This window comes from Arcicella gelida, assembly GCF_034931025.1.
Lineage (GTDB): Bacteria > Bacteroidota > Bacteroidia > Cytophagales > Spirosomataceae > Arcicella > Arcicella gelida.
In genome coordinates, this window is the sequence record NZ_JAYGIL010000002.1 from 373,778 (window position 1) to 393,733 (window position 19,956).

17 protein-coding genes are annotated in these 19,956 nt (G+C 33.1%); 6 read left to right on the forward strand and 11 right to left on the reverse strand.

Going from position 1 to position 19,956, the window contains the following annotated elements; genetic code table 11:
• Nucleotides 1–687 precede the first annotated feature (687 nt).
• Together abc-f and VB776_RS01540 are read left to right on the forward strand one after the other, a co-directional pair.
• Nucleotides 688–2,580: a ribosomal protection-like ABC-F family protein gene (gene abc-f / locus VB776_RS01535; RefSeq protein WP_407653775.1), complete on the forward strand. Its 1,893-nt coding sequence runs from the start codon at nt 688–690 to the stop codon at nt 2,578–2,580.
• A 189-nt stretch (nt 2,581–2,769) separates the two neighbouring features.
• Nucleotides 2,770–4,068, forward strand: coding sequence for a type IX secretion system plug protein (locus tag VB776_RS01540; RefSeq protein WP_323325338.1), 1,299 nt, complete (start codon nt 2,770–2,772; stop codon nt 4,066–4,068).
• Nucleotides 4,069–4,122: 54 nt separating this feature from the next.
• On the opposite strand, the gene ychF is transcribed toward VB776_RS01540, so the two are convergent.
• Nucleotides 4,123–5,229: a redox-regulated ATPase YchF gene (gene ychF, locus VB776_RS01545; protein ID WP_323325340.1), complete on the reverse strand. Its 1,107-nt coding sequence runs from the start codon at nt 5,227–5,229 to the stop codon at nt 4,123–4,125.
• A gap of 360 nt (nt 5,230–5,589) precedes the next feature.
• Nucleotides 5,590–5,916, reverse strand: a complete 327-nt coding sequence (locus VB776_RS01550) for a DUF3276 family protein (RefSeq protein WP_323325342.1) — start codon at nt 5,914–5,916, stop codon at nt 5,590–5,592.
• Nucleotides 5,917–6,243: 327 nt separating this feature from the next.
• Here VB776_RS01550 and VB776_RS01555 point away from each other — a divergent pair, with 327 nt between their 5' ends.
• Together VB776_RS01555 and VB776_RS01560 are read left to right on the forward strand one after the other, a co-directional pair.
• Nucleotides 6,244–6,873, forward strand: a complete 630-nt coding sequence (locus VB776_RS01555; RefSeq protein WP_323325344.1) for a septal ring lytic transglycosylase RlpA family protein — start codon at nt 6,244–6,246, stop codon at nt 6,871–6,873.
• A 26-nt stretch (nt 6,874–6,899) separates the two neighbouring features.
• Nucleotides 6,900–7,799, forward strand: coding sequence for a DUF58 domain-containing protein (locus VB776_RS01560; protein ID WP_323325346.1), 900 nt, complete (start codon nt 6,900–6,902; stop codon nt 7,797–7,799).
• A 13-nt stretch (nt 7,800–7,812) separates the two neighbouring features.
• On the opposite strand, the gene VB776_RS01565 is transcribed toward VB776_RS01560, so the two are convergent.
• The 3 genes from VB776_RS01565 to VB776_RS01575 form a co-directional block, all read right to left on the reverse strand.
• Nucleotides 7,813–11,559: an ATP-binding protein gene (locus tag VB776_RS01565; protein ID WP_323325348.1), complete on the reverse strand. Its 3,747-nt coding sequence runs from the start codon at nt 11,557–11,559 to the stop codon at nt 7,813–7,815.
• Between the two features lie 220 nt (nt 11,560–11,779).
• Complete coding sequence (locus tag VB776_RS01570) at nt 11,780–12,733, reverse strand: methylenetetrahydrofolate reductase (protein WP_323325350.1); 954 nt, start codon at nt 12,731–12,733, stop codon at nt 11,780–11,782.
• Between the two features lie 94 nt (nt 12,734–12,827).
• Nucleotides 12,828–13,148 carry a hypothetical protein gene (locus VB776_RS01575; RefSeq protein ID WP_407653772.1) on the reverse strand — a complete coding sequence of 107 codons (321 nt, stop codon included), beginning with the start codon at nt 13,146–13,148 and terminating at the stop codon, nt 12,828–12,830.
• Nucleotides 13,149–13,358: 210 nt separating this feature from the next.
• Here VB776_RS01575 and VB776_RS01580 point away from each other — a divergent pair, with 210 nt between their 5' ends.
• Complete coding sequence (locus VB776_RS01580; protein WP_323325352.1) at nt 13,359–13,754, forward strand: Hsp20/alpha crystallin family protein; 396 nt, start codon at nt 13,359–13,361, stop codon at nt 13,752–13,754.
• A 72-nt stretch (nt 13,755–13,826) separates the two neighbouring features.
• Here the strand turns inward: VB776_RS01580 and VB776_RS01585 are convergent, their stop codons facing one another.
• Complete coding sequence (locus VB776_RS01585) at nt 13,827–14,303, reverse strand: hypothetical protein (protein WP_323325353.1); 477 nt, start codon at nt 14,301–14,303, stop codon at nt 13,827–13,829.
• Between the two features lie 227 nt (nt 14,304–14,530).
• Here VB776_RS01585 and VB776_RS01590 point away from each other — a divergent pair, with 227 nt between their 5' ends.
• Nucleotides 14,531–15,676: a lactonase family protein gene (locus VB776_RS01590; RefSeq protein WP_323325355.1), complete on the forward strand. Its 1,146-nt coding sequence runs from the start codon at nt 14,531–14,533 to the stop codon at nt 15,674–15,676.
• A 295-nt stretch (nt 15,677–15,971) separates the two neighbouring features.
• Here the strand turns inward: VB776_RS01590 and VB776_RS01595 are convergent, their stop codons facing one another.
• From VB776_RS01595 to VB776_RS01615, 5 genes are all read right to left on the reverse strand, one after another.
• Nucleotides 15,972–16,175 (reverse strand): DUF3098 domain-containing protein, encoded by a 204-nt coding sequence (locus VB776_RS01595; protein ID WP_323325356.1) that lies wholly within the window; start codon nt 16,173–16,175, stop codon nt 15,972–15,974.
• A gap of 47 nt (nt 16,176–16,222) precedes the next feature.
• The gene (locus tag VB776_RS01600; protein ID WP_323325357.1) at nt 16,223–17,104 is read right to left on the reverse strand and encodes a cell division protein FtsX; all 882 of its coding nucleotides are present in this window, start codon (nt 17,102–17,104) and stop codon (nt 16,223–16,225) included.
• Nucleotides 17,105–17,224: 120 nt separating this feature from the next.
• Nucleotides 17,225–17,815 carry a bifunctional nuclease domain-containing protein gene (locus VB776_RS01605; protein WP_184135498.1) on the reverse strand — a complete coding sequence of 197 codons (591 nt, stop codon included), beginning with the start codon at nt 17,813–17,815 and terminating at the stop codon, nt 17,225–17,227.
• Nucleotides 17,816–17,978: 163 nt separating this feature from the next.
• A complete protein-coding gene (locus tag VB776_RS01610; protein ID WP_323325360.1) occupies nt 17,979–18,944 on the reverse strand; it encodes an electron transfer flavoprotein subunit alpha/FixB family protein in 966 nt (321 codons plus the stop codon).
• Nucleotides 18,945–19,066: 122 nt separating this feature from the next.
• Nucleotides 19,067–19,801: an electron transfer flavoprotein subunit beta/FixA family protein gene (locus tag VB776_RS01615; RefSeq protein WP_323325362.1), complete on the reverse strand. Its 735-nt coding sequence runs from the start codon at nt 19,799–19,801 to the stop codon at nt 19,067–19,069.
• Nucleotides 19,802–19,956: the final 155 nt, after the last annotated feature.

Below are 19,956 nucleotides of genomic sequence, written 5' to 3' on the forward strand. Positions count from 1 at the left end.
AAGGATGGTTTAGAGCCATCCTTTTTTGTTGAAAAGTAAAAATAATGGTTTGGTAACTACTTGGTTAATATTAATGACTCCAACCTGTGAATGGACAATTTCACCCTTTGAATTGATAACTGCAAGCTGTGAATTGATGACTTGACTATTTGAATTGACTACTGTAAGCTTTGAATTGATAACTTGACTCTTTGAATCAACTACTGCAAGCCGTAAATTGATGACTCCACAACTAGAATTAACAATACAACTGTTAGAATTGCCAACACGATTGTTAGAATTGACGACCAAACTGATAAGATCAATAACACGACTATATAAATTAAGTAAGCACATAAAAATTATTAGGTCAAATCTATTATGTTTCTCTTACAACCTGTAGCGGTAATCCTTGCGGTTACCGTTTGACCAAAATAAGAAACGGTAACTGTAGAGGTTACTGCTACAACTACTATTTCATAAAGTATAATTTTAAAATACCAGAAATTACTTAACTCCTACACAACCATAATTAATAAAATACCCTACAAATCATTAAAAACGACGATATGTTTTTTCGAGATAATTCGATAAATATCGTTCATTCATCTTTCCATAAGCTCAATTGACGGCTCTTTCGGCAATTTTCATTATCTTTGTAGTATGTTATCTATCAATAATCTTTCGTTTTATTTCGGTTCTCGTCCAATGTATGATGGGGCGAACTTACATATTAAGCCTAAAGACAAAATCGGTCTTATCGGGGCAAATGGTACTGGTAAATCTACTTTACTTCGTATAATAGATGGTGAATACTTACCCGATGGTGGTAGTATTTCTAAGTCAGGCGACTGTACTATTGGTTTTTTAAATCAAGACTTACTTTCTTATCAGAGTGACGATTCTATTCTTTCAGTGGCGATGCAAGCTTTTGAAAGACAGAACTTCTTACAAGCTGAAATTGATAAGGTTTTACATAAGATGGAAACCAATTTTGAAGATGATGATGTCAATAAACTGGCTCGTTTTCAAGATGAATTTGATGCTTTAGGTGGATATACCATCCAATCTGAAGCAGAAGCAATTCTGGAAGGTTTAGGATTCAGCACCGAGGAATTAGCACAGCCTTTACAGAAGTTTTCTGGAGGTTGGAGAATGCGTGTAATGTTAGCAAAATTGCTTTTACAACGCCCTTCGCTATTGATGCTAGATGAGCCTACCAACCACTTGGACTTACCGTCTATTCAATGGGTAGAAAACTATATCAATACTTATGAGGGAGCAATTATTGTTGTTTCTCACGATAGATTTTTCTTAGATAACACCGTTACTACGATTGTAGAAGTAACAGGCTCGAAGTTAGTTTCTTATTCTGGCAATTACTCTTTCTACATGGAAGAAAAAGCTTTGAGAAATGAAGTACAGAAAGGTGCTTATGAGAACCAACAACAAGCAATAAAGCAAACTGAAAAGTTTATTACTCGCTTCAAAGCAAAAGCAACTAAAGCACGTCAGGTACAATCAAGAGTAAAAGCTTTAGAAAGATTAGAATTGATTGATGACGTTTTAGACGAAAATGCGAAAGTAAACTTTAAGTTCAACTTTGGTACTCAGCCAGGTCGTTTTATCATGCACTTGGAAGATATTACAAAGGCTTATGGCCCTAAAAGAATCCTTACAAGCACCAATGCAGTTATTGAAAGAGGAGATAAAATTGCCTTGATTGGTGCTAACGGTAAAGGTAAATCTACTGTATTGAGAATTATTGATGGTTCAGAGCAATTTGAAGGTGAACGCAAATTGGGACATAATGTTATCGACTCATTTTATGCACAGCATCAGTTAGAAAGCTTAGACGTAAACAATACCCTGTTGGATGAATTGAAAATGACAGGAACAGGGAAGTTAGAAACAGAATTAAGAAGTATCTTGGGCTGTTTCTTGTTCTCAGGCGATGATGCTTTCAAGAAGATTAAAGTACTTTCAGGGGGTGAAAAATCAAGAGTAGCCTTGGCTAAAGTATTAATCTCTGAGGCTAACTTTTTACTACTTGATGAGCCTACAAACCACTTGGATATGATGTCTGTAAACATCTTGATTCAAGCTTTACAACAGTACGAAGGTACTTATGTAGTGGTTTCTCACGATAGATTCTTCGTTTCTGAAATTGCTAATAAGATTTGGTATATCGAAGACGAAGAAATTAAAGTATATCCAGGCACTTATGATGAATATGAAACTTGGATGGAACAACGTAGAATAGATGGAACACTTCCTAAAGAAGGTTCTCCAAAAAAGACCGTTGAGAAAATTGTAGAGAAAAAGCCAGTTTTAGATGATTTTGCCAAAAAAGAAGCACAAAAGAACCTAAAGAAGTTAAATCAGAAGTTGACTGATGCAGAAAGCTTAATTGCAAAATTAGAAGCAGAGAAAGTCGAGAAAGAGAAAACCCTTGCCGACCCAATTACTTTTAACAATGCTGATACTTTGAAAAAAGAGAACATTGCTTACCAAAAGATTCTTAATTCATTAGAAGAAGCTAACGATACTTGGGAAGCAGTAATGTTAGAAATTGAAGAAACAGAAAATGTACTTCAGTAAAATTCAATTTTTAATTACAAACTTTGAGTAATAATTTTCTAAAAACGCAAATAAACGGTACTCACTGCTTTATTTGCGTTTTTGATTTTAAACCTTTGTTCGTTTACTTTCAGAATAATTTTAGTAGCCTTTCGTTATTAAAATCATCTTTCTTTATCACTTAAACGCTCAGTTCATTAGCTATTCTTTATGAAAATTTTATCCATCTTATTCTTATTATTGATGCCATTTACCTTCTTTGCACAAAGAAAGAAAGCTGTACAATACGAGTCCAAAAAGATTATTTATGACAACCATACTTATGAACCTTACATTCGTACCGTTCAATTATATCCATCTCTAAGTACGACAAAAACACCTCAAGAAACCTTAAACCCACCTGTAATCAATTTACAGGAAAATCAAATTTTGAAACTAGAGTTTGATTGTTTAGCCCCTGAATTTCAGAATTTCAGAGTAAAGGTATTTCATTGTAATGCAGATTGGACACCTTCTGTATTGAATGACATTGAATATTTAACAGAATTTAATGATTTCCCCATTAACGATTATAGAAATTCCTTTGCTACTAAAATTCCATATACCCATTTTGCAGTAGAAATCCCTAAGACCAAATTAGCAGGTAACTATTTGGTAATGGTTTACAAAAACCGCAATGAAGACGACATCGTGCTTACTCGTAGATTTATGGTTTTTCAAAATCGAGTAGGCGTTGCTGGCAATGTTACTTTCCCGAATAATGTTCAGAAAAGACGTACTCATCAACAAGTAAACTTCAGTGTAAATTATAGTGGCTACGAAATTATTGACCCAAAGCAAGATTTGAAAATTGTAATTCGTCAGAATTTTAGAGACAATAAGACACTTACTAATCTTAAACCATTTATGATTGATTCCTACAATCGTAAAATGGATTATCAGTTTTTTGAAGGAGAAAACCAATTAGAAGGCGGTAATGAATTTAGGATGTTTGATGGAAGAAGCACGCAACAAAAATTAGTGAATATTGCTAGAATTGTTCAGGCAGAAAGAGAAAGTATCATAGAGGTTCGTCCCGAAAAACCACAAAATGGTTTGGCTTATGTAGCAACGAATGATTTCAACGGAATGTACGTCATAGATAATTATGAAACCAATCGTGGCGATACAGAATCGGATTATGTAAGAGTAAGTTTTTTATTGAAAACAGATTCCTTAGAAAATAAAAAAGTATTCATTAACGGTGCATTTAACGATTGGAAACTAAACGAAGTAAACCAAATGCACTATGTGCCAGAAAGTGGCGCTTATGAAGCCTTTATTCAATTAAAACAAGGCGTGTACAATTATTTGTACGTAACAAAAGATAATGAAGGAAATATCAGCGAAGCAGAACTAGAAGGCACACATTCACAAACTGAAAATGTGTATGAAATTTTGATATACCATCGTTCAATAGGAACAAGAGCGGATGCTTTAGTAGGTTATACTTTGATAAAAAACCAATAGAAAAAAGCCTTCCAATGAATGTTGGAAGGCTTTTTTCTATCAAAAATATTGTTATTACACGTTAAAACGGAAGTGCATAATGTCACCATCAATTACAACATATTCTTTTCCTTCTACTGATAGTTTACCTGCTTCTTTACAAGCACTTTCAGATTTGTACTGTTGGTAGTCTGCAAATTTAATTACTTCTGCACGGATAAAACCACGTTCAAAATCTGAGTGGATAACACCCGCAGCGGCTGGAGCTTTCCAACCTTTTTGGATAGTCCAAGCACGCACTTCTTTCACACCTGCTGTGAAATAAGTAATCAAGTTCAATAAATAATACGAACTACGGATTAGTTTATCCAAACCAGATTCAGTCAAATTATACTCTTCCAAAAACATTTGACGGTCATCTTCATCTTCCATTTCAGCAATTTGTGCTTCTAAAGCGGCACAGATTACTACAACCTCCGCTCCTTCTTCAGCTACAGCAGCTTTCAACTGCTCTACATACTCGTTCGTACCTTTTGCAATGGAAGCTTCATCTACGTTAGCTACATAAATTACTGGTTTATCTGTCAGTAAACATAAATCACCGATTGCTTCAAATTTAGCATCAGGCTCTAAACCTTGAACAGTTCTTGCAGATTTACCAGCTTCTAAAGTAGCTTTGTATTGTTGAAGAATGGCTAATTGCGCTCTAGATTTTGCATCACCAGCTTTGGCAGCACGTTCTACTTTTTGGATTTTTTTATCGACAGATTCTAAATCTTTTAATTGTAATTCATAGTCGATAATTTCTTTATCCGAAACAGGATTTACTCTTCCCTCTACGTGAACGATATTATCGTCAGAAAAACAACGAACTACATGCAAGATAGCATCTACTTCACGAATGTTTGCCAAGAATTTATTTCCTAAACCAGCACCTTGCGATGCACCTTTTACCAAACCCGCAATATCCATAAATTCAATAACAGTAGGTAAAACTCTTTGAGGGTTTACCAATTGTTCTAAAATATTAAGACGTTCGTCAGGAACTGTTACAATGCCAACATTAGGCTCGATTGTACAGAAAGGATAATTAGCGGCTTCCGCCTTATTTGAAGAAATTGCACTAAATAAAGTAGATTTACCAACATTAGGCAAACCTACGATTCCACATTGAAGACCCATTTATCTACTTATTAATTTCAAAGATTTATAATATCAAGTATAGCTCAAGCCTAAACATGCAAATAGAATATAACATAACTCTTGCTTATTGTTGTGTGTTAAACTTTAGAAATCGAAGGTTCTACTTCTAAGTTTATCAATTCATTTCTTGAAAATTTGGGAACAATGAATCTGACAATGCAGCTAGATTTGAATTTACATTCAAAAAAGAAGACTTATGGGGATTTTTACATTTTAACTATTTTTTGCAGATTATAAGGTCTGTTTGAGCTTTTGTATATGGGCAAAGTTACAAGTTTAATACTACAACAACAAAAAAGCCTCTGAAAATTCAGAGGCTTATACAATTCTTCAATTAGTTTATTCCCATTTCAAATCGCTACCAAAACCACCTACAGCATCTTCATCTTCACGATTAAATTGCGTAAAATCTACATCCGGCAATAATTCATTTTTAACATGATCAACAGCTTCTTGTAGCCCTTCAACAAATTTATCAAAATCTTCTTTGTACAAGAACATCTTATGTTTTTCGTAGGCGAATCCATCATCCTTTTGATAACGGCGACTTTCAGTAATAGTAATGTAGTAGTCGTTTGAGCGGGTCGATTTAACATCAAAAAAATACGTTCGCTTTCCTGCTCTGATACGTTTCGAAAACAATTCTTCTCTTTCTCTTTCTTCCACTGTGCTGTGACAATTTAGGGTTTACGGATTGGTAAAAATATAAATTTTCTGAATGTTTCAAAAGTTAATCATAAAAAATAATTTCCACTTCTTCATTTATCCTTTCTACACCAAGTTTTGATGGTTTGATACTTACAGATGTAAAATGCCTTTATCTAAATCTATTTAAAGTAAAATCCATTATTTTTTATGCTTGATTAGTGTTTTTCAAAATCATATACCAAAAATTAATGTTTTTATTTCTCCCGAAAAAGGCTAGTTTTGTATTCCAGTTTTGGTAGAAAATGTGTAGAAAGCCACTTAATTAAATCCACTAAATCACACAAAATGTCAAAACCACTTCTAGGAATTATTATAACTCTCTGTCTTTTCTGTTCTGTTGGTCATGCACAAAAATTAGGCGATGAATCTTATGGAATTTCTTCTTTTTATGCTCAGTATTTCTATCAAAAACCTACTTCAACAGGTGAAATACTTCAAAGAAATCAATATACTGCTGCCCACATGACTTTACCCTTCGGGACGATGGTTGAAGTAACAAATCTTGCCAACAAACGTTTTGTGATTGTCAGAATCAATGACAGAGGTCCTTTTAAACCAGGAAGAATCATAGATTTAACTGAAAATCCAGCAAAATGGTTGAAAATGACCAACAAGGGTCTTACGAAAGTTCGTCTGAAAGTAGTTGGTTTCGATGGAGACATCATGCTTGAACCTTATGATTCGTTAAGGTTGGTTGCTCCTCCTCACTTTGAGCCTAAATTCTATCAAAAAACAAAATTAAAGTATCATCGTTATTATCGCCTCAAAAAAAATTGGCAAAAAAGGAAATATCCAAACTTCAAACATCGACGTTTAAAAGTAAATTCCTATTTGCGAAAACTTTCAAAACAAAAAATAAAAGCTCAAAAAGAGGCTCAAAAAACAAAAGTAACTCCCCAAAAGAAGAGTAAATAATTAGTTCAATCAACAATTTTAAAATCATGGATTTAGCACAAATACGCCAATATGGAAATATTGAGTTCTTAGCCAAACAAATGGTAGAAGGTTTTATTACTGGTCTTCATAAATCACCATTTCATGGTTTTTCAGTTGAATTTGCTGAACATCGTTTATACAATAATGGAGAAAGTACCAGACATATCGACTGGAAAGTATTTGCTAAAACAGATAGAATTTACACCAAACGCTATGAAGAAGAGACAAATTTACGTTGCCACTTAATTATTGACACTTCATCGTCGATGTATTATCCTGAAAAAACAAACGGTAAAATTGTATTCTCGACGATGGCGGCAGCGGCTTTGGCTTATATGCTTCAAAAGCAAAAAGATGCGATTAGTCTGATTACTTTTTCATCGTCAGTTGAGATTCAAACACCTGTAAAATCAACACCATCACACATTCATAAAATATTTTTGGATTTAGAAAACTTACTTCAAAAACCCAAAGAAAATAAAAAAACAGAAGTTGCTTCCGTCATTCATCAAATTGCAGAAAATATTCACAAACGTTCACTCGTCATTATTTTTAGCGATATGTTTGACGATATTGATAATGCCGAAAAGATTTTTTCTTCCTTACAACACCTCAAACACAATCTTCATGAAGTATTGATTTTTCATGTTACTGATAAAAAAACTGAATCTGATTTTGATTTTGAAGACCGTCCTTATGAATTCATTGATTTAGAAACCAATGAAAGTATTAAACTGAATCCTGCACAAGTAAAAGAGGATTATCAGAAGTCCTTACATCAATTTTATCATGAATTAAAGCTTCGTTGTGGACAATATAAAATTGATTTTATTGAAGCTGATATTGCCGAAGGCTTTGAACAAATACTTTCAGCTTATTTGGTAAAAAGAGGGAAAATGAAGTAAATTTTTCATCTTCTTAAAGTGCTAAAGGTAGCGTAAAGAAAAACTTAGTTCCTTCATTTTCAATAGTTTCAAACCAAATACTTCCTTTGGCATTATCAACTACCCATTTTGCTAAAGCCAAACCTACACCCGAACCTTGTACTTTCGTTGAATAATCTAACATAAATATTTTTCCTTGATTTTCTTCGGGAATTCCAATACCATTATCTTGAATACTGAAAGTCACTGCTTCAAGCCCAACATTAACTGCAATAATTACTGTTGCATTTCTATTTTCAGGAACAGATTGAATGGCATTCATTATCAAATTCTTAATAATGTTTCCTGTTAATTGGCGGTCGCCAACTACTTTTACTGGCTTTTCAGGAACAATCATTCGAATATGTTGTTGAGTATCGTCTTTGAAAAGATTGACTACTTTTCTGGTTTCATGAGCAAAATCAAATACTTCACTTTTAGGAATTGGCAATCTAGCAAAATCTGAGAAAGAAGTAGCAATGTATGAAAGATTATCAATTTGCCCCGTCAAAGATTCAATTTGGTCTTTTACTTGCGACATATCCAATTCAGTACCTCTTGAAATCTTACGCAATAATAATTGTAAAGACAATTTCATTGGCGTTAATGGATTTTTAATCTCATGAGCGACTTGTTTTGCCATTTGTTGCCAAGCAGATTGTTTATTGGCATCAGTCAAAGCAACTTTCGATTCATCCAACTTTACCAACATTTCGTTATAAGCTTTTACCAAAACACCAATTTCATCATCCGAACGCCAAGAAAGTGGTTCGCTTGGTTTGCTTAAATCTATTTTTCGCAATTTATTGGTAATCATCTGTAACGGAACAACCAAAAGATTGGAAGCCAAATACGAAAACCATAATAATACTAAGAAAATAGTGGTAAAAGTATTCAGTAAAGAGCCAATTACAGAACTTACTTCTTTGGTAAAATAAGTCTTTGAATCATAGAATGGAATACAAACAATTCCTAATAACTTACCTTCATTTGATTTTAGCTCTAAGTAAGAAGTTTTAAAAGATAAATCCCCGATGGCTTCATCTAAAATCACTTTCTTCTCTTTTTCTTCCATCAATTGTGTGTAAGCAACTGGGTTAATGTATGAAGAGATAAAACCCTGTTCAAAACTAAGAGGTTTATTACTGGCTAATAAATTTCCTTTTGTATCAAAAACGCTGATGTATTTTTTAGTACTTACAGCAATACTATTGATGGTATCAGACAAAAACTGTTTACTCATTTTCCCCTGAATATATCTATCAACAGCAGGCATCAGATTGATGCCAATACTTTCAGTTTGGTTCAGATAACTATTTTCTTGGCTTTCTGAGAATTTGGTTCCGATAATACTAAAAGTAATACTTACTACCAAAATCAGCGGAAGCAGAAAAGCAATATTAAGATAGATTTGAATTTTACTGGCAATATTGATATTCATCTTCGATAATCCATATCTTAAGGCATAGAATAAGATAACGACGATAATCGCAAATACTAATATTAAAAAAAGGAAGGAAAAATTGGCATAAATGGATGCAATACTTTGTGTTTCGGAAGAAACTACAATTGCTCTGCCATTTTTACCAATAAAACCGACATGCTTGTAGCCATTTTCTTCTACGCCTTCTTCAATAATTTCTTTTCCTAATAAAGTTTCGTTCGATAATTTACTTTCGTAGTTAAAGCCCTCTCCTCCTGTTTTTATAATTTTTCCATTTTCATAAATCGCATAACTATAAGTATTAGCTTTCAGTTTATTTCCTGAAATAATGGGCGATTCTCCAGCAGTTGAACTTTCAGTAAATTCTTTCTTCTTTTTTAAATCTAAAATTATATAGCCAGTTGCTAAGTCTTCCTTATTTAAAAGTGGAATAAAATTAAAATACTGTTTCCCTGAATAAACCTCTAAATCATTCACAAAATATACATTGGCATTTTTTGTTTGGTATTTAGGAAGTTTGAAAATCTTTTCAAAGGTTTCATAATTCTCTATTTCATCTGTATTATCAAGCGATTTCCCTGTGTAATCAAACACAAAAACATTTACATCATAATAAGAAAAATAGCTATCTAATAAATTATGTTTGATATAATTTTCTACTTGTTCCTTCGGTAAAAAATCTGACTTCAACAAACTCATTACTGTTGAGTCTCTACTAATTACAAGACTTACTTTACTTAAAAGAAACTCAGCTTTTTCATCATTCTCATCAAAATAACTTTTGGCAAATTGTTTTTTCTGGGTAAAATCTTCCTCTACATTTTGCTGGCTAACTACGTAATTTCCAATACCAGCACATACTAATGCACCACAAAAGAAATAAATGGAAGTTTGATAACGGAAAGTATATAAATAACGTGGAAAAGAAGTAAAAAACAGCACTAGTACATAAACTGTATGTATGCCGAAAACGATAATATTAAAATTGGAGAAAATAAAGCAAACTAAACTCGCAAAAACGAAAGCCGATAACAAGGCTTGATAAACCCATTTTGTATGTTGTCTGTTAAGTTTTATTACCAAAATAATAAGAAAATGGCAGATTAAGAAGTAGCCTAATGATATTAAAACATAAATTAGCAATGAATAAAAAACCAGTGGTTTTTCCCAAATATCAATATTCAATGCCAAACTGAGTTCATTATTTGACTTTTGATAAATATCTAACAGCACACTGTACATTAATTGACTCACGCCAAAACTTCCAATAAGAAGTACCACAGAAATAATGCGTTTGATGGACTTTTCTAAATTCATCAGCCACAAATACACACTCATTTTGTAGAAGTAATTTATCAAGTAAAACAGGATAAATACAAGTACTAATAAATTGATAATTAAGTCGCCCAAAGAAGGTGAGAAAATGGAAATACTAAAATATTTTGGATTAAAAAGTTCAGATTCAGTAAATGTAAATGGAATGGAGAAAAACAACATCGTAACTCTTAGAAACACAAAAAAAGCCACAAAAATCAAAAAAGCCATGATGTGCTGATGACCATTATTGAAATACCATATCCAAATAAATATATAAATCGTAAAGAAAATTAATGATAAAAAACCTCCTACAATGACTCCTGTCGAAATTATATAATGTTGAGAATGGTCAGCTTCTGCGATATCTACTGAAAACAAAAACACTTTGGAATTACTAAAAATATTGTTTTCAAGTTTGGAAGCAGGAATGATATTGATATTTTTGGGATTAATCTTGAATATGTTTTCATTGAATTCTCCCTGCTGCCTATTTCCTCCATACTCTTTTGTATATGAAAGATTAATCATCGAAAAAACTTCAAAAGTATTAGTACCTATCGTTACCAAACGTCGATTTAAAATAAATTTTCCAGTTTCTAATTCTAAGGTTTTGGTACTGTAATTTCCTTTGATAAAAGTATAATCTGGTACAAATTGATAATCAGACCAAAAGATTAATTTACCCTTACTAAAAATAAAATATGGATACGTAGTAGTCGTTCTGAAAGCACTAAATCTATTACTTTTTGCTGTGCTAATGGTTGTTAAAACCTTATCTAAATCCAAGTTTGATTGCTGGATTTCTTGGCTTACTTTATTTTTTATATCAAAAAGGTACTTCTCTTCAACGGTATTACCAATACGGTTCTCGATTAAAACATACCCCGATATTGATAAACCTAAAAATGCAAAAGCCCCAATCAGAAAGATGTTTCTTTTCAGGAAAAAAGAGATAAGTAATTTAGTAAATGTATGATTCATAACATTTTACTTGAAAGCACTCTGTTTTTAGGTATGAAAAATCCATAAATAAAAAGCACAAACAGCGATTATTAAAATTAATTGGACAAAGAGGATTTACTCATTTTATCAAAAATACTCTATTTTTTTAAAATAAGTGTTTTTGATGAAACAAAAAGAAGAGTCTATTGCTAAAAAGACTCTTCTAAAGGAAAATTAAAATATTATTAGATGAAATTACTTAAAAAATTGCCTCAGCAATCTTCTTAGTACTTTCTGATTTACTCATCGTATAAAAATGTAAAATAGGGGCTTCAAAAGCCATCAATTCTTTACATTGCTGAATACACCATTCTATACCAACTTGTTTGACATCTTTGTCTGTTTTACAATTTGTTACGGCAGTTACCAAATCTTCTGGCATATCTAAATGGAAAATTCTTGGTAAAACTGTCAGTTGTTTCTTAGTTGCCAAAGGCTTTAAACCTGGAATAATTGGCACATTAATTCCTTCTTCACGACATTTCTTCACAAAATCAAAGTACTTCTGATTGTCAAAAAACATTTGTGTAACGATGTAATCAGCACCTAGCTCTACTTTCTTTTTTAAGTAAGCAAAATCGGTATTAAAGTTTGGTGCTTCAAAATGTTTTTCTGGATAACCCGCTACGCCAATACAAAAGTTAGTGGGCGAAGCTTGCGTTTCTTCATGCAAAAGTTCTCCATTGTTCATCTTTACTACTTGTTGCAATAAATCACTTGCAAAAGCATGACCTCCTTTTTCTGGCGTAAAAGCTGGATTTCCTTTTACTGGATCGCCACGAAGTACTAATACATTATCAATACCCAAATAGTGTAAATCAAACAAAAAATCTTCTGTTTCTTCTTTTGTGAATCCTCCACAAATTACATGAGGCACTGCATCAACATTGAAACGGTTCATCAAACTTGCACAAATACCTACTGTTCCCGGACGTTTACGAATTGGAATTCTATCAATCTGACCGTTCACTATTTTTTCTAAAAATTCTTCCCGGTGATAAGTTACCTCAATAAAAGGCGGTTTAAATTCCATCAAAGGCTCAATATTACTCATTAACGCTTGAATACTTTCCCCTTTTACTGGTGGAATAATCTCTATTGAAAACAAGGTCTTACCTTTTGCTTGCTCGATGTATTGGGTAATTTTGGTCATAATTAAGATAATAAATCTACGTCCTTTCGGTCAATCACTTCAACAAAGTATCGTAGATAGCATTAATTTATATTTATACAAAGGTAGGCAAAACTTACAGAGTCAAAAACTGCTTGACTAACATTTCCCACTCATCTGCCAATGAACCTACAAAAACTGACGATTTTGCACGTGTGTACCAATATCTGGCATTCCAATTATCGCCTTCTTTTCTGTGTAAATAAGCGTGTAGTTGGTCATAGTTTTTCGAACCTTCATTACTTTGAGCTACTTCATGTGCTTGTTCCCAATCGTCATTAGCATCGTACCAAAGTGCGACGAGTAATTCATGAACAGAAGAAGGCGGAGTAGGTTGAGCAAGTGTTGCTTTAAATTCAGCGTAAGTCATCAAATCTAACATTTTAATATGAGCCATAAAGTTACATACTAAGTAAGTTCAAATAAAAAGTCGTTCGCCTATTTCTTTACAAAATGGCTAATTAGTCTTTCTTAAAAAGACAAAAAAGGACATAATGACTGAATAACATTCCAAAACAAGCCGTTTTGTCCGATAAAATCCACTGGTATAAGATTTGAAAGAGAATTCATAGCCCAAAATTAATCTATACAAACCTTTAATCAGTAAATGAACAAGAAAATAGAAATTCCGAGAAATATATTAGCTGATATTGATTTCAACAATACTTTAAATGGCGGTAGAACAGAACCCAATATTGAAGTAAATCAAACTGGAAATGCCTATGAAGTTTTTGTAAAAGTAGCAGGTTTAAGTGCCGACCATTTACAAATGGATGTTCAAGATAACCGACTTTGGTTATACGCTTTACAACCTGTTTTGAAAAAGGCGGAAGAAGACGAAGCACAGAACTTTGTACCACAAACTATCGGACAAATTATGTTGCCCAATTTTGTTGACCTAGAAAATATTTCAGCGAAATATTATAATCATCAATGGAAAATTGTAATGCCAATTGATGAACATAGAAAAGGATTCAAGAAGAGAATTGATGTAGAAATCTAAGCAAACAAACTAGCTATATATATTAGCCCTACGAAGTACGCTTCCGTAGGGCTTTTCTTTTTCCTTAAAATCTTAGAAAGTATATCTTACAGACAAGGCAATTTCATCTGCCCAAAAACTACTATAATTAATGATGTTAATTGCTGGTTTCCAGTCTAAACTGACAGCCAAAGGAATCGTTCTAGCATAAGCTTCTAGCCCTAAAATACCATCCAAACCTAATACTGTCGTTTGGTCTCTGTCTAAAAAGCCTGGGCGTTTATCTCCCCAAACATACACGTGACCACCACCACCAATGAACCAGTTGAAATCTCTGGAATTAAAAGCCCTACCGTGTACTTCATAAAGTCCTGTTAAGCCAAAACCGTCATAGCGGAATGAACCAATCAATTCTACAGCATCTTTGTTATTCACAAAGGTTTTGAATGTAATACCATTGGTATTACCCAAACGAATACCTAAAGCTGACTTGTACTGCCCTTGAGCTTTTACCGAAGTACTTACACCCAATAAAACGAGTATAAAAGCACTGAATAAGAGTTTTTTCATGTTAATGTTGTTAATAATTTAATCAAAACTCATCGTTAAATAATTATACCAAAGAGAATAGTTCTATTTTGTAGAAAATAATCCTCAATAAATCAATCCACAAAGAGAAATTCTAAAAGATTTTTGTCAAAATTGAGTAAAAATCTATCCTTACAATACTCTACAAGTAAAAACTAGAAAATACTTATCTTTCAGCCATAATCGAATTCATCCTAAATCTCATTATTATGAATATTAAAACTAAACTTTTATTGGTACTTTTTGTACTCTTTCAAAGCATTACTTTTGCTTCTGTAAAATCAAAACTTCCCCCTTCAAAAGAATTTTATTTATTAGTAGGCACTTATACTTCTGGAAAAAGTGAAGGAATTTATGTCTATAAATTCAATAGTGAAACTGGTAATTTCCAAGCAATTAGTATTGCTAAAAATCTAAAAAACCCAGCTTTTTTAGCGATTTCGCCTAATCAAAAATATGTTTATTCTGTTGGTGAATTCAATAATGGCGGTGCAGTCTATGCTTTTGAGTTCGATAAAACAAAAGGGGAATTAACGCAATTGAGTACACAATCTGCCAATGGCTCTGGCCCTTGCCATGTAGAGGTTGATAAAACTGGAAAATGGGTAATTGTGGGGAATTATGGGGCTGGAAGCCTAAGTGTTTTGCCTGTAGAAAGCAATGGAGGAGTTGCAGCAGCGATTCAAACCATCCAACACGAAGGAAAAAGTATTGATTTAAACCGACAAGATAAACCACATGTGCATTCAATTAACATCGCTCCAAACAATTTGGATGTATTTGTACCTGATTTAGGAATTGATAAAATCGTTACTTATCAATTAGATACAAAAACTGGAAAATTGAATGCGGGAAATCCAGCTTTCACCAAAGTAAAAGATGGTACAGGGCCAAGACATTTCACTTTTCATCCTAACAAAAAGTTTGCTTATGTTATTCAGGAATTAAGTGGAGAAATTACGGGCTTTCATTATAAAAAAGGTTCCCTTGAAGCTTTTCAAACAATTAGTACTTTGCCCGCAGATTATACAGGTGGAAAATCTTGTGCAGATATTCATATTTCGCCAGATGGTAAATTTTTGTATGGCTCAAACAGAATTCATGATAGTATTGCGATTTACGCAATCAATCAAAAAACTGGTGAGCTTACTTATATTACCAATCAATCGGTATTAGGGAAAAAACCAAGAAATTTCATGATTGACCCTACTGGAAAATTTGTTTTAGTAGCCAATCAAGATAGTGATAATATTACCATTTTTGAACGTGACCCTATTAAAGGCACTTTGACTGCCACGGGAAAAGAAATTTCGGTTCCAAGTCCTGTTTGTTTAAAAATGTTGGATGTGAAGTAAGCTGATAACAAAATACTTAAAAAGGGAATTAGCAAAAGGCTGATTCCCTTTTTTTATACCAAAAGTATCAAATGACATACTCCAAGTATCTCAATCCATACTAAATACCGCAATTTCCCGCAAAAATTATCAAATGACATACTCTATGATAAACAAAAAGCTCTCTTCAACACATTGGTTAAAGAGAGCTTTTAATGAATATAAACTACAAACCTATAAGGATTTTAGTTTAGTAGTCTAATAATTAGAAAATCACATAAATCCTTATAGGTTTAATTAAATAAATACCTTGTACTTATGATTTTTTCAGGATGGCAAAAAATTCAATGGTAAAACCTGCCAAAACAATGATTGGACCAAGTGTTAAACCTAAAAACCCAAATCCAAATTCTTCTTTATCTAAACTCATGATAAAAAAACCGATAAGAATAATGGCTATTCCTAATAACATTACTAGATAATTTGTTTTTCCAAAAGGGAGTTTTTCTTTATTAGTCATTTTATATTTTTATTTTGAATTTCAAATGAAAGTTAATTGGTAAATATTTAATACAATTCGTCAAGCGATAATCTTAAATATCTTTCTACTGATTGGAAAGTACTTAATATCCCCATCAATGTTCCGATGATTAAAATGCCTAAAAGTAAATAAATCATTTTATCCATTTCTTGTAATAAAACTAATCCTTCCACTTTACGCACGGCTAATTGTTGCAACAAAATCAAGCAAGAACTTGCTACTAAACCGCTTGTCAAGCCTTGTAAAGCACCTTTTATGATAAATGGTTTACGAATAAAACCGTTGGTCGCTCCTACTAATTGCATACTTCTGATTAAAAACCTTTGAGAATACAATGATAATTTGATGGTGTTGTTCACTAAAATGATGATAATCAAGAGTAACAACATCACAAAAACAGAAAGTACTAAATAGATTTTTGAAATATTTTTATTGACTTCATCAACAAAATTCTCAACATAAGCGACTTCGTGAACACCTGGAATTAATTCTAAAGCGGCTTTGATTTCTTTTAATTTAGCATCGTTAAAATACTCTTGCTTAATCTTTACAGCGTATAAATTATGCAGTGGATTATTATCCCCAAGTAATCTTCTATAATCCTCTCCCGATTCTTCGATGAATTGTTTTGCGGCTACTTCTTTAGAAATAAAATTGATTTGAGGAGAGTTTTCTTTCAACAATACAAACTCTTTTTTAACCAGAATTTTATAAATAGAATCTAGCTTACTCGTTGTCAAATCATCATCCAAATACACTTGTAACTCTACATTTTGTTTAACCAATTCTGCAAGTTTACGGGCATTAAGCGTCAACAAACCACACATTCCGATTAAGAAAAGTGCAATTGTTAAACTAATAACAACCATGACATTTGGAGTACTTCCTAATTTCTTTATTTTAGCCATAATATCTTGAGGCAAAGATTACAAACAAATTTACGATTTTTATATCGCAATGAAAGGCAATTAACGCTTTTTAACAAAAAGCCATCTGAGGTTTTCAGATGGCTTTTACTGGAATCATACTTAATTTCTTTTATCTAATTCATCACGAATTTTGGCAGCCTTTTCATATTCTTCATTTGCCAAGGCTTCTTGCAACATTTTATTCAATTGTTCGATTGGATTTTCCTTCAAAATCTCCCCAAAAGTCTTTTTCGGCTTAATTTCTGGTTCAATATCATCAATTAGTGGATCTTTCGAACTTTCGTTGGTTGAGATACCTGCTTCTGATAATACATTTTCAAAAGTATAAATTGGCACATTGAAACGAAGTGCGATAGCAATTGCGTCTGATGGACGAGCATCAATATAAGTATCTTTGATGCCATCCGTACAATGAATTCTTGCAAAAAAGACCCCTTCTTTTATATCGGTAATTGAAATTTCACTGACAGAGTAATGAAAAGTTCGAGCAAAAGATTTGAATAAATCATGGGTCATTGGGCGATTAGGCTCAATCTTCTCAATTTCGATAGCAATTGCCTGTGCTTCAAACATACCAATGATAATGGGCAATCTTCGAGGTCCAAACTCTTCTCCTAATATCAATGCGAACGAACCCGTTTGAGATGAACTAGGCGACAATCCTAATATTTCTAATTTTATTTTTTCCACTTTACAAATATATGCTTTTAATAATTGAGGGTTTTGCCATTAGCAGGGAACAAAGATATAAACCCCGATAAATTTAAAAAAGTTTTCTGGATATTCATTCAAAATAAAAGACCTGTGAAATTATAAAAATCACAGGTCTTCATTAAGAGAAATGGCAATATTATTACTTTGCAGCCAAAACTGCTTTGGTTAATCTTGGTAAAATATCAAAAACGTCTCCTACAATTCCATAATCAGCCGCTTTGAAAAAAGGAGCTTCAGGGTCTTTATTAATGACCACAATTACTTTGGATGAATTTACTCCAGCCAAATGTTGAATCGCACCAGAAATACCAGCTGCTATGTATAAATTTGGAGAAACCTTGATACCCGTTTGTCCAACGTGTTCGTGGTGAGGACGCCAATCTAAATCTGAAACAGGTTTAGAACAAGCCGTAGCTGCCCCCAAAGCATTGGCTAAATCTTCAACAATTCCCCAATTTTCTGGTCCTTTCAAACCACGACCAGCCGATACTACTAAGTCTGCTTCTGGTAATGAAATAGTACTTGAAGCTTTGTGCGTAGCAACGAGTTTTACACCAAAATCAGCATCAGATAAAGCTGGTGAGAAAACTTCAACTTTCGCCAAAGTATCCGTTTCAACGGGGCTTACTGCATTTTTCTTGATAGCAATAATTTTTTTATGACTTTTCATCGAAACACTTGCAAAAGCTTTACCAGTGTAAATACTTCTTGTTACAACAAAACCATTTGAAAGATTTGGCAAAGCAGTCACGTTTGAAACGATTGAAGCCTTCAATTTCGCTGCAACTCTGGCTGCCACGGCATCACCCAAAGATGATTTTGCCAAAATAACAGTGTCGGTGCCATCAGCATTTACAGCCTCAGTTAAAACAGACGCATAAGCTTGAATATTGGAAACTACCAAACGAGCATCATTGGCATGAAGTACTTTAGTAGCACCAAAATTTCCAGCTTTGGCAAGTTCAGCTTCTGAGGCATCCCCAATTGCTAAAACTGTAGCACTTGTACCTTGCATTTTAGCCAATTCGGCACCATAAAAAACAGCTTCGAGCGAAGATTTTTTTATCGCTCCATTATCTAATTCGGTGAATATTAAAACAGACATATTTTTTCAGATTTTTGATGGATTAAGTATAAGTTTTGAATTGTGAATGCTGAGTTATGAGTTTAAAACTTTTATCATTTTAGACAAGGACAACTCCTCACTCATCACTCAGAAATCATCACTTACAAGACTTTCGCTTCAGTTTTTAACAGCGTAATTAATTCTTCTGCATTTTCAGCAGCAATCATTTTACAAGCACCTTTTGGAGCAGGAAGTTCGTATTTATCAGTACTTGTCAAACCTTCTCCTACTGGTTCAACTACTTTCAAAGGTTTTGTTCTAGCCGTCATGATACCTCTCATATTCGGGATTTTCCATTCTGCAATTGGTTCTTGACAACCTAACACTAAAGGCAAACTAGCTTCTAAATCCTCTTTTCCTCCTTCTATTTCACGAGTAATTTTTGCGGTATTTCCTTCAATATCCAATTTCATCACTGGTGATAATGATGGAATACCAAGCAATTCAGCGACCAATCCATGTACAACACCGCTGTTGAAATCAATAGATTCACGACCCATCAAAATCAAATCGTACTTTTCTTGGGCAGCAATGTTAGCAATTTGTGTTGCAACGAAATAAGAATCTGTCGCTTCGCAATTCACACGAATTGCATCATCAGCACCAATTGCCAAACATTTACGGATAACTGGCTCAGCATCTGCTTCGCCAACGTTTAGTACTGTTACTGTTCCGCCGTGCTGTTCTTTTAATTCTACTGCACGTGAAAGTGCATAATCATCATAAGGACCAGTAATGTAGGTTACGCCCGCTTTATTGAATTTTGTATCTCCGTCCGTGAACGAAATTTTCGCTGTGGTATCGGGTACGCTGGTTACACAAACTAAAATTTTCATCGTATATCGTTTATTTTTGTTAATCTTTTGAGTTTTGTTTCAAAGAACAGTACATAAATTTAACTTTTTAAGGTTTAATTTGTAGTATTCCTTATTTATTCACAATAATAACGAAAAGTTTTAATAATAGTATGCACGCATACTATTATTTCTAA